The sequence below is a fragment of the Vibrio sp. 10N.286.51.C3 genome (assembly GCF_003050065.1).
In the GTDB taxonomy this organism is placed as follows: domain Bacteria; phylum Pseudomonadota; class Gammaproteobacteria; order Enterobacterales; family Vibrionaceae; genus Vibrio; species Vibrio crassostreae.
The window spans coordinates 50457-69732 of the sequence record NZ_PIGC01000009.1; the positions used below are offsets into that span (position 1 = coordinate 50457).

At 37.6% G+C, this 19276-nt stretch carries 19 protein-coding genes; 6 read left to right on the plus strand and 13 right to left on the minus strand.

The genetic code is table 11. The features are described from left to right. Nucleotides 1-24 precede the first annotated feature (24 nt). The 13 genes from CWO27_RS11675 to wecB all read right to left on the minus strand — a co-directional run bounded on the left by CWO27_RS11675 (nucleotide 25) and on the right by wecB (nucleotide 13416). Entirely contained in the window at nucleotides 25-1188 is a 1164-nt protein-coding gene (locus CWO27_RS11675) for a glycosyltransferase family 4 protein (protein ID WP_102433556.1), read from the minus strand. 13 nt (nucleotides 1189-1201) lie between these two features. Continuing rightward, entirely contained in the window at nucleotides 1202-2401 is a 1200-nt protein-coding gene (locus tag CWO27_RS11680) for a glycosyltransferase (RefSeq protein ID WP_107899010.1), read from the minus strand. A 16-nt stretch (nucleotides 2402-2417) separates the two neighbouring features. Next, complete coding sequence (locus CWO27_RS11685; protein WP_102433558.1) at nucleotides 2418-3527, minus strand: DegT/DnrJ/EryC1/StrS family aminotransferase; 1110 nt, start codon at nucleotides 3525-3527, stop codon at nucleotides 2418-2420. Between the two features lie 27 nt (nucleotides 3528-3554). Next, nucleotides 3555-3962, minus strand: coding sequence for a sugar 3,4-ketoisomerase (locus tag CWO27_RS11690; protein ID WP_102433559.1), 408 nt, complete (start codon nucleotides 3960-3962; stop codon nucleotides 3555-3557). A gap of 15 nt (nucleotides 3963-3977) precedes the next feature. Then, the gene (locus CWO27_RS11695; RefSeq protein WP_102460925.1) at nucleotides 3978-4997 is read right to left on the minus strand and encodes an EpsG family protein; all 1020 of its coding nucleotides are present in this window, start codon (nucleotides 4995-4997) and stop codon (nucleotides 3978-3980) included. 24 nt (nucleotides 4998-5021) lie between these two features. Continuing rightward, entirely contained in the window at nucleotides 5022-5363 is a 342-nt protein-coding gene (locus CWO27_RS11700) for a polysaccharide biosynthesis C-terminal domain-containing protein (protein ID WP_107899011.1), read from the minus strand. Nucleotides 5364-5370: 7 nt separating this feature from the next. Further along, nucleotides 5371-6441 carry a lipopolysaccharide biosynthesis protein gene (locus CWO27_RS11705; RefSeq protein WP_107899012.1) on the minus strand — a complete coding sequence of 357 codons (1071 nt, stop codon included), beginning with the start codon at nucleotides 6439-6441 and terminating at the stop codon, nucleotides 5371-5373. 1 nt (nucleotide 6442) lies between these two features. After that, nucleotides 6443-7498 (minus strand): TDP-N-acetylfucosamine:lipid II N-acetylfucosaminyltransferase, encoded by a 1056-nt coding sequence (locus CWO27_RS11710; RefSeq protein ID WP_102431705.1) that lies wholly within the window; start codon nucleotides 7496-7498, stop codon nucleotides 6443-6445. Beyond that, a complete protein-coding gene (gene rffA, locus CWO27_RS11715; protein ID WP_102431704.1) occupies nucleotides 7491-8642 on the minus strand; it encodes a dTDP-4-amino-4,6-dideoxygalactose transaminase in 1152 nt (383 codons plus the stop codon). The genes CWO27_RS11710 and rffA overlap by 8 nt, the downstream gene beginning before the upstream one ends. A gap of 406 nt (nucleotides 8643-9048) precedes the next feature. Continuing rightward, entirely contained in the window at nucleotides 9049-9909 is an 861-nt protein-coding gene (rfbA, locus tag CWO27_RS11720) for a glucose-1-phosphate thymidylyltransferase RfbA (protein ID WP_102431269.1), read from the minus strand. Beyond that, nucleotides 9909-10997 (minus strand): dTDP-glucose 4,6-dehydratase, encoded by a 1089-nt coding sequence (rfbB, locus tag CWO27_RS11725; RefSeq protein WP_102431270.1) that lies wholly within the window; start codon nucleotides 10995-10997, stop codon nucleotides 9909-9911. Before rfbB ends, rfbA begins: the two co-directional genes overlap by 1 nt. Next, the gene (gene wecC, locus CWO27_RS11730) at nucleotides 10997-12274 is read right to left on the minus strand and encodes a UDP-N-acetyl-D-mannosamine dehydrogenase (protein WP_102431271.1); all 1278 of its coding nucleotides are present in this window, start codon (nucleotides 12272-12274) and stop codon (nucleotides 10997-10999) included. The genes rfbB and wecC overlap by 1 nt, the downstream gene beginning before the upstream one ends. A 17-nt stretch (nucleotides 12275-12291) precedes the next feature. Further along, the gene (wecB, locus tag CWO27_RS11735) at nucleotides 12292-13416 is read right to left on the minus strand and encodes a non-hydrolyzing UDP-N-acetylglucosamine 2-epimerase (RefSeq protein WP_102431272.1); all 1125 of its coding nucleotides are present in this window, start codon (nucleotides 13414-13416) and stop codon (nucleotides 12292-12294) included. A gap of 944 nt (nucleotides 13417-14360) precedes the next feature. Between wecB and CWO27_RS11740 the strand changes: the two genes are divergently transcribed. The 6 genes from CWO27_RS11740 to secB all read left to right on the plus strand — a co-directional run bounded on the left by CWO27_RS11740 (nucleotide 14361) and on the right by secB (nucleotide 19119). Further along, complete coding sequence (locus CWO27_RS11740) at nucleotides 14361-14606, plus strand: hypothetical protein (protein WP_102431273.1); 246 nt, start codon at nucleotides 14361-14363, stop codon at nucleotides 14604-14606. Further along, nucleotides 14587-15942, plus strand: a complete 1356-nt coding sequence (locus CWO27_RS11745; protein WP_102431274.1) for an AMP-binding protein — start codon at nucleotides 14587-14589, stop codon at nucleotides 15940-15942. Before CWO27_RS11740 ends, CWO27_RS11745 begins: the two co-directional genes overlap by 20 nt. After that, the gene (locus CWO27_RS11750) at nucleotides 15942-16664 is read left to right on the plus strand and encodes an SDR family NAD(P)-dependent oxidoreductase (protein ID WP_102431275.1); all 723 of its coding nucleotides are present in this window, start codon (nucleotides 15942-15944) and stop codon (nucleotides 16662-16664) included. Before CWO27_RS11745 ends, CWO27_RS11750 begins: the two co-directional genes overlap by 1 nt. Before the next feature lie 9 nt (nucleotides 16665-16673). Then, nucleotides 16674-17411, plus strand: coding sequence for a hypothetical protein (locus tag CWO27_RS11755; protein ID WP_102431276.1), 738 nt, complete (start codon nucleotides 16674-16676; stop codon nucleotides 17409-17411). A 707-nt stretch (nucleotides 17412-18118) separates the two neighbouring features. Beyond that, complete coding sequence (locus CWO27_RS11760) at nucleotides 18119-18553, plus strand: rhodanese-like domain-containing protein (RefSeq protein WP_016786319.1); 435 nt, start codon at nucleotides 18119-18121, stop codon at nucleotides 18551-18553. A gap of 98 nt (nucleotides 18554-18651) precedes the next feature. Beyond that, entirely contained in the window at nucleotides 18652-19119 is a 468-nt protein-coding gene (gene secB / locus CWO27_RS11765; RefSeq protein ID WP_009847959.1) for a protein-export chaperone SecB, read from the plus strand. Nucleotides 19120-19276 lie beyond the last annotated feature (157 nt).

Here is a 19276-nt window from a genome sequence, read left to right on the forward strand (position 1 = left end):
ACATATTCCAAATAATGAGTATTATCAAATTGATTTACTGCAACGTTCCGCAGTTTCTATAAATCTTCTCGCATAATTTTCTAATGAGTATTCACCTACCACTAGCTCATTTGCCTTTTTACCCATATTTCTACAAAGGTCAGTATCGTCAAATAAACGTTGCAGAGAAAATTTTAATCTATCAACATTCACAAAATCAAGGTAGATCCCAGTCTCATCTGTGATGACTAAATCCAGTTCGGTCCCATCAGCTGGACCACTAATTACGGGGAGTGAATGCGCGAATGCATGATTAATAGCAAGGCCGCCAAGACCAGGCAAAACGCAAAAATCACCTAACAAAAAATAGTTACTAAGTTTTGCGTGTTGAGCACCGACAAATGATACGGATTCAACAATACCCAACTCCGAAGCTAAATTTTCCAAATTTTCGCGTTCAGGCCCATCTCCAATTAACACCAAGTGTCTATCATTTGGCTTCTTCGAATCCTGTAACTGGCTGAAAGCAGTTAACAATACGTCGATTTTTTTCTGTGTGAGCATTCGACCACAATATACGCTGACTCTATCTGAATCTTTAATAGCTAGCTCATTTCTTAAAGCTGTTAAATCATCATCAGAAATGGAACTAATATTATTGATCACATCTTGCTCGTCGATTGTATTATGACCAACAACAATGTTCTCACTTGGCACACCCAGTGACTCATAATACCTTTTAGAATGGGTTCCATATGAAAAAATGGCGCTAGCCTTGTGTGTACAGAATTTTTGTATTGCATCACCGATTTTGGATCTAATATTATTATCACGTTGTGGAATTGCACCAAGCGACCACCAAATAATTGGGTACTTTTTCCCAATAGATGACATGAACAATTGCATGGCATTTCCGACACTGCTCAAACCATCGAGAGCAATAACATCAGGGTTGAAAGACTCTATATTTTCAATCAAATCAGAACTAGGACCAGGGACTCCCACTGAGTTGAAAACATTTCCAATAAAGCCACAATGAGACTTTACAATATTAAAGTTCAAAACGGACTGGTCATATTTATGCGCACTTTTAGACAATTCGGAGGATGCACAAAAAACTGACAACTCAATATTATTTTGCTTACCTATCTGATCAAAAAGTGGAATATTATATGCGCTGAGTGTATTTTGAATAATGATAATTTTCATTAGTTCTACCTGTTTATACCGACTTTATGTTAAGAGTAACAATACTTGATATATAGTTATCAAGCTGTTCACAAACTGCGGTCAGCTCATACTTATCAGAAAATAGTTTATAGGCCGCATTTCTATGGTTCATTAACTCAACTTCATCCATTTCAACAAACTGAGTTATTGCTTCATGCAGCTCTTGATGAGTGTCAGACTGCATAACAATACCTGCTTTGTACTCGTCCAACCAAGGCAGTTCAGCTTTTAAATTGGTTATAACGGGTGTCGCTGTAGATAACGCCTCAACAGCTGCCAAAGGTGTTTCTTCGAAGATATTAGGTGAAATGACATAGACATCAGCTGTCTGATAAGCAGCCCAACGCTCATCTGCATATAGGGGCCCACATAGCCGTACTCTTTTATCGGCATCATTTTCAGCAATGATGGAGCGAACATTACTTTCAACACCTTCATCATTTCCGACAATTATTAGAGTACTCTGTTCATCATTTTTTGTCGCCTCAATGAATGATTCAACCAACAAAGGTACCCCTTTCGTTGGGTGTAATCGCCCTAAAAACAAGAATAATTTATGGTTTGATTCAATATTGAACCGTTGACAAAATTCCTGTCTGACAATATTGACGTCCTTTAACTCCGGAATTCCGTATTTATCAACGGCTAGTGGAAGAAGCTTAATTGCTTCTTCTTTTCCACCAAACTGCCGATAAACTGACAATTCGTTGTTTGTTTGCCCTAAAAGTAAAGCTGAATGTTTCACCATCGGAAATACGAATAGTTTATCGTAAAGAGATTTAACAAACCCTGATCTCGCAGGTAGAGAGCCGAAGGAGTGTAATATAATCGGTATATTGAACTCTCTCGAGAACCTTAATGCTATAACATTTAACAAAGAGCGAGTTTGAGGTAGGTGAATAACATCTATATTATCAATGTTACTCACCAAATACTGATATATTTCTTTATAAGAAAAATCAAAATAAAAAGAGCTTCGCCAATCATTATATTTTTCAAAATAGTCCACGGTTACACCATCTTCGAAACCGGACCACTGCTCTTCTTCTAATGGCTTATTTCCTTTAGGTGTATAAATAGTAACCTTGTGCCCCATTTTAGCTAAGCCATTTGCATAGTCAGCCATGATTCTAGGAGGACCACCATGAGACCAATTAGGAGCACAAACCAATGATAGTTGTAAGATATTCATATATTAAAACTCAGAATCAATTTTGAGGCACATAACTGTTAACAGCATTAATAACAAAAGTGACATCACTATCTTTCATCACTGGACTCATTGGAATGCTTACAATAGTATCGTGTATCAGCTCTGTAATCGGAAACGATTGTTCATTGAGTTCTGAATAAGCTTCCTGCTTATGAGGAGGAATAGGATAATGAATCAAAACTTCAACATTATTTTTATTCATATGCTCAATAAATGAATTTCTATCATCACAACGCAATACAAATAAGTGCCAAACATGCGCTGATACATCTTTGCAAGATGGAAGAGTTACATACTTATTATCTATCTCAGCTAAGTACCTAGATGCAATATTTTTTCTTACATTAGTGTCAGCAACCAAGCCTTTCAGCTTAACGGATAAGAATGCTGCTTGGAGTTCATCTAGCCTGCTGTTGCAGCCTTTATACTCATTAACGTACTTTTGCGATGACCCATAATTTCTTAGCTTTTTCAAGCACTCTAAGAGACCTACATCGTTTGTTGTTATAGCACCACCATCTCCAAGTGCACCCAAGTTTTTACTAGGGTAAAAGCTGAAACCAGCAGCATCAAATAAAGAGCCTACAGGCGTTCCTTCAGATAATGCACCGTGAGCTTGAGCGCAGTCTTCTACTACCTTGAGACCATGTTTACTGGCAATTTCTTTTATTTCTTTAGCTTTAGTAACTTGACCATAAAGGTGAACGGATAAAATAGCTTTTGTTTTATCCGTTATGTTTGCTTCTATTAAACTAGGGTCTAGATTGTAATTTTCCAATTCAGGTTCAACAAGAATAGGTACGAGGCCATTTTCACTTATTGCCAAAATACTCGCAATATAAGTGTTAGCAGGAACAATAACTTCATCTCCTATTTTCATGTATCCCATTTCAATGTAGGCTCTAAAAATCAATGACAGCGCATCTAACCCATTGGCAACACCTAATGCATGTTTGACCTGACAAAATTCTGCAAATTGGTTCTCAAAGTTATCAACTTCTGGACCAAGAACATACCAACCAGACTTGATTACACGGGCTGAAGCCTCAACAATTTGTGATGAATACTGCTCATTCATTAACTGTAAATCTAAAAACTTAATCACTACCAAATCCTTAAAAATCTTTATAAATCATACAACACTGTTATTACAAAAGGCTAGAAACTGGTCATAATCTCGTAGATAATCAGATTCATCATACAAATCACTAGCCAACATTAATAGAACGCAATCATCTGAAAAATCATACATCTCATGCCAAATTAATGGCTCTATCATTAATGCTTGTGTCGGGCTATCAATCAATACATCTGCCTTGTCGGTACCATCATCTAAAAGGAAACGACAAGACCCTGATAAAACGATAGCAGCCTGAATGAGCTGTTTGTGTGCATGAAAACCACGCCTAACACCAGGTTTTGTTTCAAATATGCTATATACCCGTTTTATATCAAAGGGGATATGGCTACCATACTCAGCAACGACTAATCCACCACGCTCATCCCCCAATGATGGGAGGTCAATTTTTAAAAAATCCATAAAAACCTCAAATAACTATGACAGGTGTAAATATATGAAATCATAGTTTCTTATAAACAATAACATAAAAACAATAGAGAGCACCGAACTAGATGTAACATAAAATTGGTTTTCAAACTTTCCAAAATACTTAGAAAATAGATTCAAAATAGATGGAATGAGTATTGCGTAAAATGGCAAAGAAAAAGATATAAACCTATATCCCATTCCAATGGTATTAAAGCAAATAGATAGTAAGAACAATATAACAACCGCGTTTGCAAAGAAAATTTTTGACTTGTCAAAACTTCTATATAATAAAACCGTTAGCAAAAACATTGTTGTATACTGTATAGGTGATGCAAATTTAAAACCCTCACTATGATCGATATAATATTGAATCTTCCCTGGCAAATAACCACTGAAATATTCACCTATTGGTGCAAAAAAATATATACCAAAAATACTTCCGGATAATAAAACAAAGATAAAAACAGTTCTAAGTTTAGTAAATGGAATCAATAATAGAACACTGGTCGATAAATGTGTTAATGGAACAATGATAAATGCAAGTAAATATTTCCAATTATAACGACTAAAGAACAATATTAGAATACAGAAGAAAGAGAGCGCCAAACCATGTCGAAGAACATTTGAAAAATATTCATAGAAACGATAATCTGATAATAAAAAAGCAAAAGAAAGGACTGGGTTGATCGATTTGCTTAGGACAAGATACAAAATAGGAAATAAAATAACAAAAGAAACAAAAAATTTAAATATAAAAAAACTATGGAAAGAAAACTTTTCCGATATGCTTGCGACAATACCATAACCATAGTCCAACCCACCTACAATGGATGAGCAGTCTTCTCCTTTTTTAACGAGACAACTAAAGTGCTCACTATAAACAGCGGTATCATTTCTGTCTTTATTTACGTCACTACGATTACTCGAAATTAAAGATAACACAATAGAAATAATTATAGTTATAGAAAAAATTAATATACTATTTTTTCTAAATTCAATTGCACTCGTATTAATCAAAACTTTCACTCATCCAATAAATATTATAATTACTCATTTATCTACAACCCAAAGAGATCTTTGCTGCCTGAAATAAATAAAACTTTTAGCTATTAAAGCAAGACCAAACGCAAGCCAAAGTAGCATAAATTCTTTAAAGTATAACTTCGCAAAAAAAACATGCATTATAGATAATACTAAACAGCAAGTGGAAACTAAATAGATAGATGCTCTAGGTAACTTTTTCCAAAAATGACATGATAACTCTGTACGAATAATCAAAAAGCACCAAAATGAGATAGCAGTTGCAGAAGCCGCTCCCTTTAAACCATAAACCGGAACGAGAATGTAATTAAGAGAAATATTAATTAATAACGCAAAAACAGAACCAATCATGATAAATTTAGTTTTTATTCGCTAAGTTAATTCCTACGACAGTAACTTCTGATAAGGTATAAAACAATGGGTAAGCAACACAGGCAACAAGTAGGAACTCAACACTAGCGTACTCAGTGGGAAGTATATAGGGTAGCAGCCACGATAAAAGGCCAGCTAGGGAGAAGATACCTCCGATGGCAAAAGTCATCCATCTTGTCACCGCATCCACATTTTCCAAACCTTTGCCTTTTGCAGCCCACTCGTACACCATTGGCGCCCATATTGTTGAAAAAACGCTCTGCAATACTAGTACCGCACCAGAAAAACTGATAGCTACAGAATATATACCTAATAAATCAAACCCCAAATAATGCTTAATAAAAACTCGATCTAATGAGGTCATACACCAGAAAGACAAACCGGATATAACCAAAGGTAAGGAAAACTTCAATAACTCGACTTGAAATGATTTATTGAACTTAGCCTTCATCGCTAATAGCCACTCTCTCCGTGTAACAATTACTGAAACAACTACAGCAAAGAGAACTCCTATTATTTGAGCAAATAATAACCAAATAAATGTTTTTTCGGAAAGGAAATAAGAATAATAGAGGAGAACCAACACTGTCATAAGTTTAATCGATATTTGAGTTATAGAAAACAACCATCCTTTGTTTTTCATTCTCAGAATCATACTTGAGCTTCTATAAATAAATAGAAGAATGGCGTAAGTAACAATAATAAGCATTGGAACTAAGCCTTCAACTCCAAACCATTCCTTAGACCAAGGGAGTAATAAAACAAACACTGACATAACTGCTGAAAGTAATATAAGTCCAGGTATAAAGGTTTGTATTAACAACCGAGGAGAATCGTCTTCATCATAATAAAAACGGATATACGCCTGATCTAATCCTAGAGATAAAACCAACAAGCAGAAACTTGAAAACATTACGACAAAATTCATTTTTCCGATTACTTCAGGTGGAAAAATCCATGCCGTAAGTGGGACAGACAGTAAACTCAAAGCAGCCAGACCAATTGGACCTATTGAGAATGACAATATTCGATTAAGTAATGGCTTCTCTTTTATCATTTTAATGTTCCATCCACGACACTAATTGACTAACCAATGTTTCTTTTGAGAAGGCACGACTAATAATTTCTCTATTATTTTTTAACGACAGTTCAGGTAGTCTTACTATCTCTTTATCATTAATATCTCCAAGTACAAGCCCCAAGCTTAAGAAATATTTTGCTGAAGAAATATTAAGGTTCATATATACAGTAACACCAAGACCTAATAACGTAATGATATTCCCCATGGCTTGTTGGCGATTATGTGCAAATATTGCAATATCAATACTGGACTGCCATTCTCGGTATTCTTTTAAGGACATAAACTCAAGCATAGGTACAAATGAATCACCATGAATTTTCTTTCCAACATCCGAAATATGTTTCGCGTGATTTTTATCTCCGTATGACAGCGGAACAAACAATTTATAGGTAGATGGAACCCCATGTTTTAAGCGATGTAAAATTTTTTCATGGTTGTTTTCTGGATCTGCTGAATTTCCCAACTGAATAGATAATGGAAGAGAGAACTCTTTTTTCGCCAATTGTAAACTATTGTCAAAACAGTTACTCTCGTACACTATGCAATATACATACTGACCTTTAGCTTTATATTTTTCTCGAACATGCACTAAGTCACCCTTAACACAAGTAACCAATCTACCAATACGGGGCGCAATGATTCTTTTACAAAACTCAGACGTATGATGCATTACCGATAATAAGGGAGAATTTTCGTCGGGTGTATCAGGATATATATCCCCACCCCACATGACCCATGAACATTTCTTTAATAGCCAAGGCTGCGCCACTAATAACAAAATTGTCCCCAAATCAAATAAACCATGTAAAACAATTTCATCCGCTTGGTTCATTTCATAACCAATTTTGAAATTTCTTAGTAGTTTACCTTGAAGATACTCTAAATCTCCGCCCGCTTCGATTGGATATTTATCTACATTAGACCCAAATGTAATAAAGTGATGTTTGTTTACCGTTAATTCATCACGAACAAGGCGTACGAAGGCAGGGATGAACTTATCCAAATAACATACATGAAGTATTTTTTTAGACACTAATACAAGTCCTATCAGAGAAAAAACAAGTAACTTCAGAAATAACCTTATCCACTTCTTCTTTGGTCATACCATAATAAATAGGCAAACGTAACAACCTTTCACTCTGACTGCTAGTATGTAAGTCATCTCCAATGAAACTCGAATACTTCAATCCTGCAGGAGAACTATGTAGAGGTATATAGTGAAATACTGCCATTACACCTCTAGTTTTTAAAAACGAGATCAACGAGGAACGGGTATTAAGATCCTTAACTTTGATATAGAACATATGTGCATTGTGATTAACTTCCATAGGGATACTAGGCAAATCAAGTGAACCTAGTTCACTCAACTTCATTAGTCCTGTATAATAGCTGCGCCAAGTAGTAAGTCTATTTTCATTGATCAAAGTGGCATTTTTCAACTGGCTCCATAGATATGCGGCTTGGATTTCACTTGGTAAATAACTACTACCTAAATCAACCCAAGAATATTTATCAACCATACCTCTGAAGAACAAACTTCTATTCGTGCCTTTTTCACGAATTATTTCTGCTCGTTCAGAAAACTTAGAATCATTTACAAGTAATAGTCCGCCTTCACCACCTGAAGTATAATTTTTTGTTTCATGAAAACTAAATGCGCCTATATGACCAATGGTTCCTAAATATTTACCTTTATAAGTTGTCATCATCGCTTGGGCAGCATCTTCAACAACATATAATTGGTTTTCATTAGCAATATCCATTATTGTATCCATCTCACATGCCACGCCAGCATAGTGCACCACTACTATAGCTTTAGTTTTTGGTGTGATAGCTGCTTCAATCAAAGATTCATCAATGTTCATAGTATCAGGTCTAATATCGACAAACACCACCTTTGCCCCCCTCAGCACAAAGGCGTTTGCCGTGCTAACGAAGGTGAAACTAGGCATGATCACTTCATCACCTGGTACAATATTTAGAAGAATGGCTGCCATTTCCAAGGCTTGTGTGCAATTGGGTGTCAATAAAGCTTTGTTACAGCCAAATACTTGCTCAAACCATTGATGACAAAGTTTCGTAAACTTCCCATCTCCTGACATTTGATCACTACGCATTGCTTCCAAAACATATTGGTCTTCATCACCTGTGTACGGCGGTTTGTTAAATTTAATCATTTTTATATACCTAATTCAGTCAATATAGAAGGCAATTCAAGAGAGGGGGTTTATGAAAGAATGTCCAAACCTTCCAACACTACTGGTAAGCTTACCAGTCGATTTTTGATTTTTATAGTTTGTACATTTTAAGTATTTTCAATTTCGATAAAAATCGAACCTTGACAATAAAATTATCACACAAAAATGTAATAACATTTAACTCACTCTAAATCATTCTATTCATGGAAATATCAATAACTTTAGTGTTGAAATACAACCCAGCGGTATCTTAAATATAATAATAAATTATATATTAAAATTTGACACTTAATTTATTATTAATGCTAGGTTATATCATACCGTGTATAAGTTATAAGAACTCAACACTTCGATTAAAAATTAAATATCAATGAACTTTCATTACTCATATTAAATTTTTTAAATATTGTCCATAGCTATTTTTCATCATCGGTCTTGCTAAGACTTCTAATTGCTCTTTAGTTAGCCAGCCATTATTAAAAGCAATCTCCTCTAAACAAGCAATTTTATACCCTTGACGCCTTTCTATTGTTTCAACAAACATTGCGGAATCCAATAGTGATTCATGCGTACCAGTATCTAACCAAGCAAATCCTCGTCCTAACAGCTCAACATTTAACTCGCCTTTTTCGAGATAGGCTTGATTAACACTTGTTATCTCAAGCTCTCCACGCTCCGATGGTTTTACTTTTTTTGCAATATTAACAACGTCGTTATCATAGAAATACAAGCCTGTTACAGCAAATTTTGACTTTGGTTTGACAGGTTTCTCTTCGATTGAAAGTGCCTTCATATTTTCATCAAAATCAACAACCCCAAACCGTTCAGGGTCTTGAACTTGATAACCAAAAACTGTCGCACCAGAACTTTTAGAAGCAGCGTTTAAAAGAAGTGGAGAGAAGCCATGTCCCCAAAAAAGGTTATCACCTAATACTAAACAAACAGAATCATCACCGATAAATTCTTCGCCAATAATAAATGCCTGAGCTAAACCATCAGGGCTCTCTTGAACCTCATAACTTAAATTGATTCCAAAATCACTACCATCACCCAGCAAGCGAATAAAACTATCTTTATCATCAGGAGTTGTAATAATCAGAATATCTTTAATACCAGCAAGCATTAACACCGACAGTGGATAGTAGATCATCGGTTTATCATAAACAGGTAATAACTGTTTCGATACGCCTTTAGTAATTGGATAGAGACGCGTTCCCGAGCCACCAGCTAATACAATACCTTTCATTACTTCATATCTCCTGTTACTACACCTAGACGCTCGCGTTGGTAACTACCATCTTGCACATTTAGACACCACTTGGAGTTGTCTAAATACCATTGTACTGTCTTACGAAGACCCGTTTCGAAAGTCTCCTCCGGTGTCCAACCTAATTCTCGTTGCATCTTAGATGAGTCGATAGCATAGCGGCGATCGTGACCTGGGCGATCTTGTACATACGTTATCTGCTCAGCATACTTAGTGTCTTTTGGAACTAACGTATCAAGGATGTCACAAATAGTGTTAACAACTTCAAGATTCTGCTTTTCGTTGTGACCACCAATATTGTAGGTCTCGCCTACTTTGCCTTCGGTCACGACTTTGTAGAGTGCTCTAGCATGGTCTTCTACGAACAACCAGTCACGAATTTGGTCACCTTTACCGTATATAGGAAGGTCTTTTCCTTCCAACGCATTAAGAATAACCAGTGGGATCAATTTTTCAGGGAAATGATACGGGCCGTAGTTATTTGAACAGTTAGTGACGATAGTTGGCAAGCCGTAAGTACGCAGCCATGCGCGAACTAAATGGTCACTTGATGCTTTTGAAGCAGAATAAGGACTAGATGGTTCATAAGATGTCGTCTCCAAGAACATTGGGAGCTCTGTACCTTCAGGAACTTCATCAGGGTGAGGAAGGTCGCCATAAACTTCATCTGTAGATATATGATGGAAGCGAAACTCTGCTTTTGCTTGATCTTCGAGTTTATTCCAGTACTCGCGTGTCGCTTCCAATAACGTATATGTTCCAACTACATTCGTTTCAATAAATGCAGCAGGACCAGTGATAGAGCGATCAACATGCGACTCAGCAGCTAAGTGCATTACCGCATCCGGTTTATGCTCAGCAAAAACACGGTCAAGCTCTGAGCGATTACAGATGTCTACTTGCTCGAATGCATAACGTTCATTTGAATCAACATCGACAAGTGACTCTAAGTTACCCGCATAAGTGAGCTTATCAACGTTTATAACGCTGCTCGATGTATTACTGATAATATGTCGGATAACTGCTGAGCCAATAAAGCCGGCACCACCAGTAACTAAAATTTTCATTATGCCCATACTCCCTTTGTATCCACAATAACGAGGTTCTCTGGTAGCTTTTGTAATTTCTTAAACTCTGAGTGATCAACTAACAAGACAGCTATGTCCGTTTTATTAATTGCTTCCTCTAATTCAACTAGTTTTGCATTATTAGAAAATGAAGATGAAAGCTTAGATATATTTGGTTCAATAAAGCTAACTACTGAAGGGTGCTCTGCTGCAATTTTTTGAGCTATCGATAATGATGGGCTCTCTCGCAAATCATCAATATCAGGTTTGAATGCAAGACCAAAACAGCTAATACGTACGTCTGAAGCTGTTTTAGTCGGATTTGCCTGTAGAAACTCTGCAACAGCTAGTTTTACTTTATTAATGACCCATTCAGGCTTTGCATCATTCACTTTTCGCGCTGTGTGTATAATTTGTGCTTCAACTGGTGTTTTTGAAACAATGAACCAGGGATCAACTGCGATACAATGACCACCTACGCCTGGCCCTGGTTGTAAGATATTGATTCGAGGATGACGATTTGCTAAAGATATTAATTCCCACACATCAATATCTAACTTATCGCAAATAACTGACAATTCATTCGCAAAAGCAATTTGCACATCACGACAACTATTTTCGGTTAGTTTGGCCATTTCTGCAGTACGTGCATTAGTAATAACACAATCGCCCACAACAAAGTTTTTATATAGCTCCACTGAACGCTCTGAACAACGTTTTGAAATACCACCAATTACTCGATCATTTTCAACTAGTTCACGAACAACATGACCAGGCAAAACACGCTCAGGACAATGCGCAATATTTACATCCGCTTGTTCACCAACGCGTTGTGGAAAACTTAGATCAGCACGAGCTTCGGCTAGCCAATCAGCCATCTGCTCAGTCGCACCAACAGGAGATGTTGATTCTAAAATAACTAAATCACCTTTTTTTAGAACAGGTGCAATGGCTTTGCTCGCTGCCTCAATATAACGAAGATCTGGCTCAGGTACTTCGCCTTTAGCACATTCTTTAAAAGGAGTAGGTACAGCAATTAAAAATGCATCTGCCGGCTCAGGTTTTATAACCGCTTTTAGGTAACCTTCAGTTACGGCTGCCTGCACTAGCATATCAAGATCAGGCTCAACAATGTGTATTTTACCTTGGTTAATAGTGTCCACTGCATGTTGGCTAACATCTACCCCAATCACTCTTAACTTTCTTGATGCAAACATTGCTGCTGTCGGTAGCCCGATGTAACCTAAGCCTACAACTGAAATTGTTTCAAAAGACATTATGCTTCCCTAAAGTTCTATTTTGCTAATTCGTTCAAAATTATTTTGCAAGCCTGCCCATCCCCGTATGGGTTGTGTGCAAAACTCATTGCTTGATATGCAGCTTTATCAGTCAATAAAATCTGTAAGTTCGCTGTAATCATATTTATATCCGTTCCAACTAACTTAACAGTACCCGCACCAACCGCCTCTGGTCGCTCGGTCGTATCGCGCATTACCAATACCGGTTTACCTAAAGAAGGCGCTTCTTCTTGAATACCACCCGAGTCGGTTAAAATGATGTGCGCGCGACTCATTAAATAAATAAATGGCAGATACTGTTGAGGTTCAATCAGATGAATATTATCGATACCAGCTAATATACGATTGACTGGTTCACGGACATTAGGATTTAAATGCATCGGATACAGGATTTGTGTGTCCGGGTGCGCTTTAGCAGTGATAGCAAGCGATTCACAAATGCGCTCAAAACCGCCACCAAAACTTTCACGGCGATGGCCGGTAACCAAAATTAACTTTTTGTTTTCATCTAAGAATGGAAATTGAGCAGAAAGCTTGGCGTTCAAATTTCTATCAGAATCAATTCTGTCCTTTACCATCAGCAAAGCGTCAATTACGGTATTACCCGTTACTGAAATATCTTCTTGATTAAAGTTCTCTTTTAAAAGGTTCTCTTTGGATGTTTGAGTTGGTGTAAAATGATATTTGGTTAAGGCGCCCGTTAATCGGCGATTACCTTCTTCTGGCCACGGTGAGTAAATGTTACCGGTACGAAGGCCAGCTTCCACATGACCTACTGCGATTTGCTCGTAGTAAGCCGCTAGGCTAGCAGCAAACGTCGTTGCGGTATCACCATGCACTAAAACCACATCAGGTTTAAAATCTTCTAGCACTGGTTTAAGCTCTAACAAAATACGCGCGGTGACTTCGTTGAGCGTTTGACCGACTTTCATTAAGTTCAAATCATAGTCTGGCGTGATTTCAAACAACTCTAAAACTTGGTCAAGCATTTCACGGTGTTGAGCGGTAACACAGCACTTTGCTTCAAAGCGATCATCTGTCGCTAGAGCATGAACAAGAGGTGCCATTTTGATGGCTTCTGGACGTGTGCCAAAAACCGTAAGGATTTTTTTCTGGGTCATCTTATGAAGTTTCCAACCGGCAGGTGAAATTAAATGATTGATTTTTATAGCTTCTAGCCTCGGTCAATTTTAAGACACTGAGACACTTTTTATTCATTTTAAGACAGTCGACTTTCGCCTATCTCTTATAAAGCCTAAATTTTGCTTATTTTAAAAAACCGCCCCAATAGGCCGTAAACGCCTCTTGTTCAACCTTTAGGTTTGCCATTCATTTGAATTTGGGTACGCTACCGCCCTTAGGTTTGGCTCCTAAAGGCAAGATGGTGCTGCTTTTATGCAGTTCCATACGGTTCTAATTAGTATTCTAACGTCAATTTTAGCAACATACGCGTGTATTAACCAGCGTATTCCTTTGTCTAACTTGCCAGCCTGTGACTACTTACTCACCCAACGAAAACATTGTTCGTTTTGCAAGTACTTAGAGCCTATAAAGCACCAGCCTTCTTGTGTCGTATCGCAATAGCGTTTTCTATAAAAATATCCGTCTTCTTAAAAAGCGGCTTTGCTTTATACTGCTCGAGAAGGGAATAGTGGGATCGAACTTTAGTATTGAATACAAATAACTTTAATTTCAATATGACTTTTTATGATAGTCACGATTAAGGAGGCGACCAATGGCAATGGATGCTTTCGACTTTGAAAATATATCGTAGTAAGAAGTGCTTGGATCATGACTTGCCACCTAGACACTTGAAGTCACTGATTTCGTTATCAGAAAATTCTGACTATGTAGCTTTGGCATCGGTAGGGGGAAGAAGCGATCTAAGTAATGACGTGGTCGATTTAAACTTCCTTATCATCATAACTTATTGTAAGCAATAGCATTACCGATAAAGTGACACGAGCATGAATTGGGACGTCATATCATTTTTGTTTTCTATTCTTTCAGTTCTCTAGAGTGATATAGTATCCTACACATATCAAGTTTTTAATCGGTGGTTAATATGAAAAATATTATTTTAGAAAAATTCAATGAGGCTCTTGAGCAAACAGATGTAGAGCAACGTTACGAAGATATTCGTGATGACCAGATTTTACTGGAAAGTGGATTAGACTCTCTAGGATTTGCAATCCTAGTTGCTCTACTTGATGAAGAGTTAGATTTAGACCCATTCCAACAAATGGAAGATGCTGTATATCCAACAACCTTTGGTGAATTTGTAGAGATTTATGAAAAGTACTCTGTATAAGCAAAATTGTTTGATTGATCTTGTAAAACGAGTTCCTCTCGATAGGGTTTTTCTTTCGACACCTACATCATCTTATACCTATAGCGATGTCGTTGAACTAAGCGATAACCTCAGATCAAACTACTCTCAACTAGCTAATAAAAACTGTGCCATTATTTCTGATGATCGAGAATCTTTGGCGCTACTTTTACCTGCGATAGACTCTATTTGCGGTAGTGTATTCCTGTTACCTAAAGACGCAGAGGGACACGAAGAGATATTCTACCAGTCGGCTGACATCCATTACGTCATAAACTTATCTGCAGGGAAAGTGTCCGATGTAAAAGTAGTATCAGATCAACAGCCAACCCAAAATGAGCAAGTAAAAACATATATTCTCGCTACATCTGGAACAACGGGTACGCCAAAACTGGCCAGTTATTCGTTAGCTACTTTGCTCGCAACTGCAAAGAATGATATCAAGCGAGGAGAGGAGTTTACTTGGGGCTTAACCTACGATGTGAATCGATTTGCGGGTTTGCAGGTTTATCTTCAGACACTGGCTGCTGGTTCGGCGCTTGCCGTACCACCAAGCACAGCAAATATGAATGAGATCATTACTCTATTTGTACGCTCTTCAGTGAACTGTCTATCTGCGACACCATCTTTTTGGCGCAAAATGTTGATGGAGCCTGAACACAGAAAACTTCCATTAAAACGTATTACTCTGGGAGGTGAAATCAGTAACCAGAGTGTACTTTCAGCATTGGAGCAATGCTACCCTTCTGCGATGATCATCCACATTTACGCCTCTACTGAAGCAGGCGTAGGTTTTGTTGTTAAGGACAAAAAAGAAGGCTTCCCCTCGTCATATTTGCACGATGATTCAACTCTAGCGTGCCAATTAAAAATTATTGATGGCAACTTATGGATCAAAAGTAATAACGGCTGCTCTAAGTTTGTAAGAGGCAATTTAGATATTAATGATGAAGGGTTCATTAATACGGGGGATATGGTCTGCCTCGAAAATAAGCGGGTGCTTTTCCAAGGGCGTGAAAGTGGATCAATTAACGTCGGTGGCAACAAGGTTATGCCTGAAAAAGTAGAGTCTGTACTTGAACAACACTCGCACGTAGTAATGGCAAAGGTTTTTTCAAAAGCTAACCCAGTGCTTGGAGCTCTCGTAGCTTGTGAAGTTATTATTGGTGATAGTGCAAAAGAGCTACCACCTAAAGATGTTAAGCGAGAAGTCTTATCATTCTGTAAAAAAAGTCTTCAATCATTTGAAATACCAGCCTTGTTTAAAATTGTTGAGACAATCACAACCAATGCGACTGGTAAAAAGGTAAGAAGTTAATGAAAAATGTCATCATTACAGGCTGTGCAAAAGGGCTTGGTTTAGAAACATCGAAAATGCTTGCAGAAGCTGGATACAAAGTAATTGGTATTAGTCGTACGCCAACCAATGAATATCAACAATTGCAAGCAAGTTATCCTGAAGCTGTATTCTTTTATCAGTTTGATTTTGCAGAGGTTAAAAAAATCTCAGAATTAGTCAAACTGGTTACTCAAGAGCATGGACGCATTTTTGGACTAATCAATAATGCCGCTTTAGGACATGATGGCGTATTGGCAACAATGCATGAATCTGATATTTCATCACTCTTAAAAGTCAATGTTGAAGCACCGATCTTATTAACAAAATATGTATCTCGCTCTATGTTACTTAACCGTGGTGGGCGTATTGTCAATGTTGGCTCAATTATTGGTTCTACGGGGTTTAACGGTTTAAGTGTTTATGGTGCAACCAAGTCAGCGCTTAGTGGTTTTACCAAATCATTAGCAAGAGAGTTGGGTAAATCCCAAATAACAGTGAATACGCTTGCTCCTGGTTACATGGAAACAAACATGACTGATGGTCTTGTTGGAGATAAGCTAGAAAAAATCAAAAGACGTAGTTGTTTAGGTCGTCTTGCCAATGTTAGAGATGCAGCAAGCATGGCTTTATTTTTGTTATCTGAAGATGCTGCGGGTATTACGGGTGCAACATTTACCGTTGATGCAGGTAGTACTGCCTAAGGAGGGTATATGATTAAAGGTCGTTATACACCATGGGATGAAAGAGCGTTAATGGTTAGTACCTTCGAAATCCAAGATATTGACTATAGTAGTGAAAGAGAATGCTTGCATAGCTTAAGTAATAATGATTTTTGTAACGCAGAACTGATTTATGGTCGATTCCCTGCAAAGAACCTGAAAATTAAAGAGCTAATGCTAAAATCAGGATATTTTGTTTCAGAGACTAGCTTCATTGTTACATTAAATAATTTAAAGTCTTTTAATTTGCCTAGTATTTATTCAAGAAGAAAGATTGATGTGTCTATATTAAATACATCTGAATACCATGAGGTTGCTGAAATTTCTAAGGATATGTTTAATCACTCTAGGTTTCATGAAGACCCATTTATACCTAAAAATCATGCTAATGACAGGATGTCATTGTGGGTTAAAGACTTAGCAAATCAAAACGTAACGTGTTTGGTTAATAAGTCAACTTCTGGTGCAATTATATCATTTATGATATTTAAAGTTGTAGGTTCTAATGCTGTTGAATTGATTTTAGGCGGAAGTAAAAAAGGGCATGAACTTCATTCTCCTTTCTTTTGGGGCTCTGTTATTAATTATCTTAAAGAAAGTAATTACTCAAAGGTTTCAACAACAATATCTGCAGCTAATAGTGGTGTTTTATCTTTGTATCAGAGCTTAGGGTTTAAGATAACAGAAGTTAACATTGACTATCATAAGCACGTTAAACCTGTAACATAAAATTTGTTGTCCGAAATAGTGGGAGGTTACACTTTTGCAATCTCCCTGTATTACCTTTTAATTTATGTGGACGCTGACAGTTCCCCTAATAATCACTCTAGCCCTGCGTTGTGTGAACCTTTGATATCCGAACATTAGCCACGGATATTGGGGGTCGTTAATTTGATACCTCCGATGATTTGACACCTCTCTATCTAGACGAGGTAAAGGACATAACAGAAAAGAGGTTCGTGACGTTTATGTTTTCCCAGCAGCTTTCCGCGAAATACTCAGATAAAAGTGGTCTGTAGTTATTGTTCATACTCTATGGCCTGTTTGGCTAATAGTCGTTTTAGCTTTTCATTTTCAACGGCCAGTTATTTTTCCTATCGCTGATATTCCTATTCCTATTCCTATTCCTATTCCTATTCCTATTCCTATTCCTATTCCTATTCCTATTCCTATTCCTATTCCTATTCCTATTCCTATTCCTTTGCCAACTTTACGCCCCCCATAGATTTGAGGTTACTATAAATAGCTATCGTCCCCCCGTGACACCGACTTTCTCGGCTAGCTTAAAGAGCTTCGGCTTTAAATTCAGGAGTATATTTACCTCTCGAGACAAGGAGAGTTTACACCACTACATGCTTCCTCTGTATTCTCTTATCCTTTCTCGCTATACTCCTGACCTATAGTTTTTCGCCCAATAACGAATAAGAGTTCAAGATATGCAAGAGTTAGTGCCATTTGTTCAAGAGAATATGATTTTAGCCATCGTATGGATCGGCTTGGTTGTTGCCATCATTGCGAACGTTATCAAGACATCAAACGCAGCCTACAAAGAGATTACGGCAGCGCAAACCACACACATGATTAACCGTGAAAATGGTGTTGTGGTTGATATTCGTACTAAGGATGAGTTCAAAAAGGGCCATATTACGGACGCAGTTCACATTTTGCCGTCAGATATCAAAGCAAATAGCTTTGGTAGCCTTGAAAGCCACAAAGCAGACCCAATCATCGTAGTATGCAAGACAGGTCAAACTGCTCAAGAAAGCGCTAACCTACTGGTTAAAGCAGGTTTCGAAAACGTAAGCGTACTGAAAAGCGGCTTAGTGGCTTGGAGCGAAGCTAACCTTCCTTTGGTTAAAGGCAAGAAGTAGTTAAAGGCAAGAAGCGGCTGACCGATAAACTAACTTTCAGGCTCTGTTCGATAAATACAATGAACAGAGTCTAATTTAAAATTTTTAAGGACAAGAAAATGGCTGAAGCAGCACAACAAGACGCACAACAAAACTTCGCAATCCAACGCATCTTCCTGAAAGACGTCTCTTTCGAAGCGCCAAACTCTCCAGACATGTTTCAGAAAGAGTGGAATCCAGATGTAAAACTGGACCTAGACACTCAAAGCCGTGAACTTGGCGAAGGCGTTTACGAAGTAATCCTACGTTTAACGGTTACAGTTAAGAACGCAGAAGACACTGCATTCCTTTGTGAAGTTCAACAAGGCGGTATCTTCTCTGCAAGCGAAATGGAAGCTGGTCAACTGGCTCATTGCCTAGGCGCATTCTGCCCGAACATCCTGTTCCCATACGCTCGTGAAACAATTTCTAGCCTAGTGGTTAAAGGTACGTTCCCACAACTGAACCTAGCTCCAGTAAACTTTGATGCTTTGTTCATGAACTACCTACAAAACCAAGCTCAACAAGCTGAAGGCGAACAGGCTTAAGTCTCAAAGTAGAACTTAACTCTAACGATTCAAGCGCTAGTTAGCTTTTAAATGCACATCGCAACTTCTGCGATGTGCATTTTTTCTTTACACTGTACTAAGATTGAAAGCTCTTCTTACTTTAGTAGAAAGCTTTTCCAGAACTCTTCGATTTCCC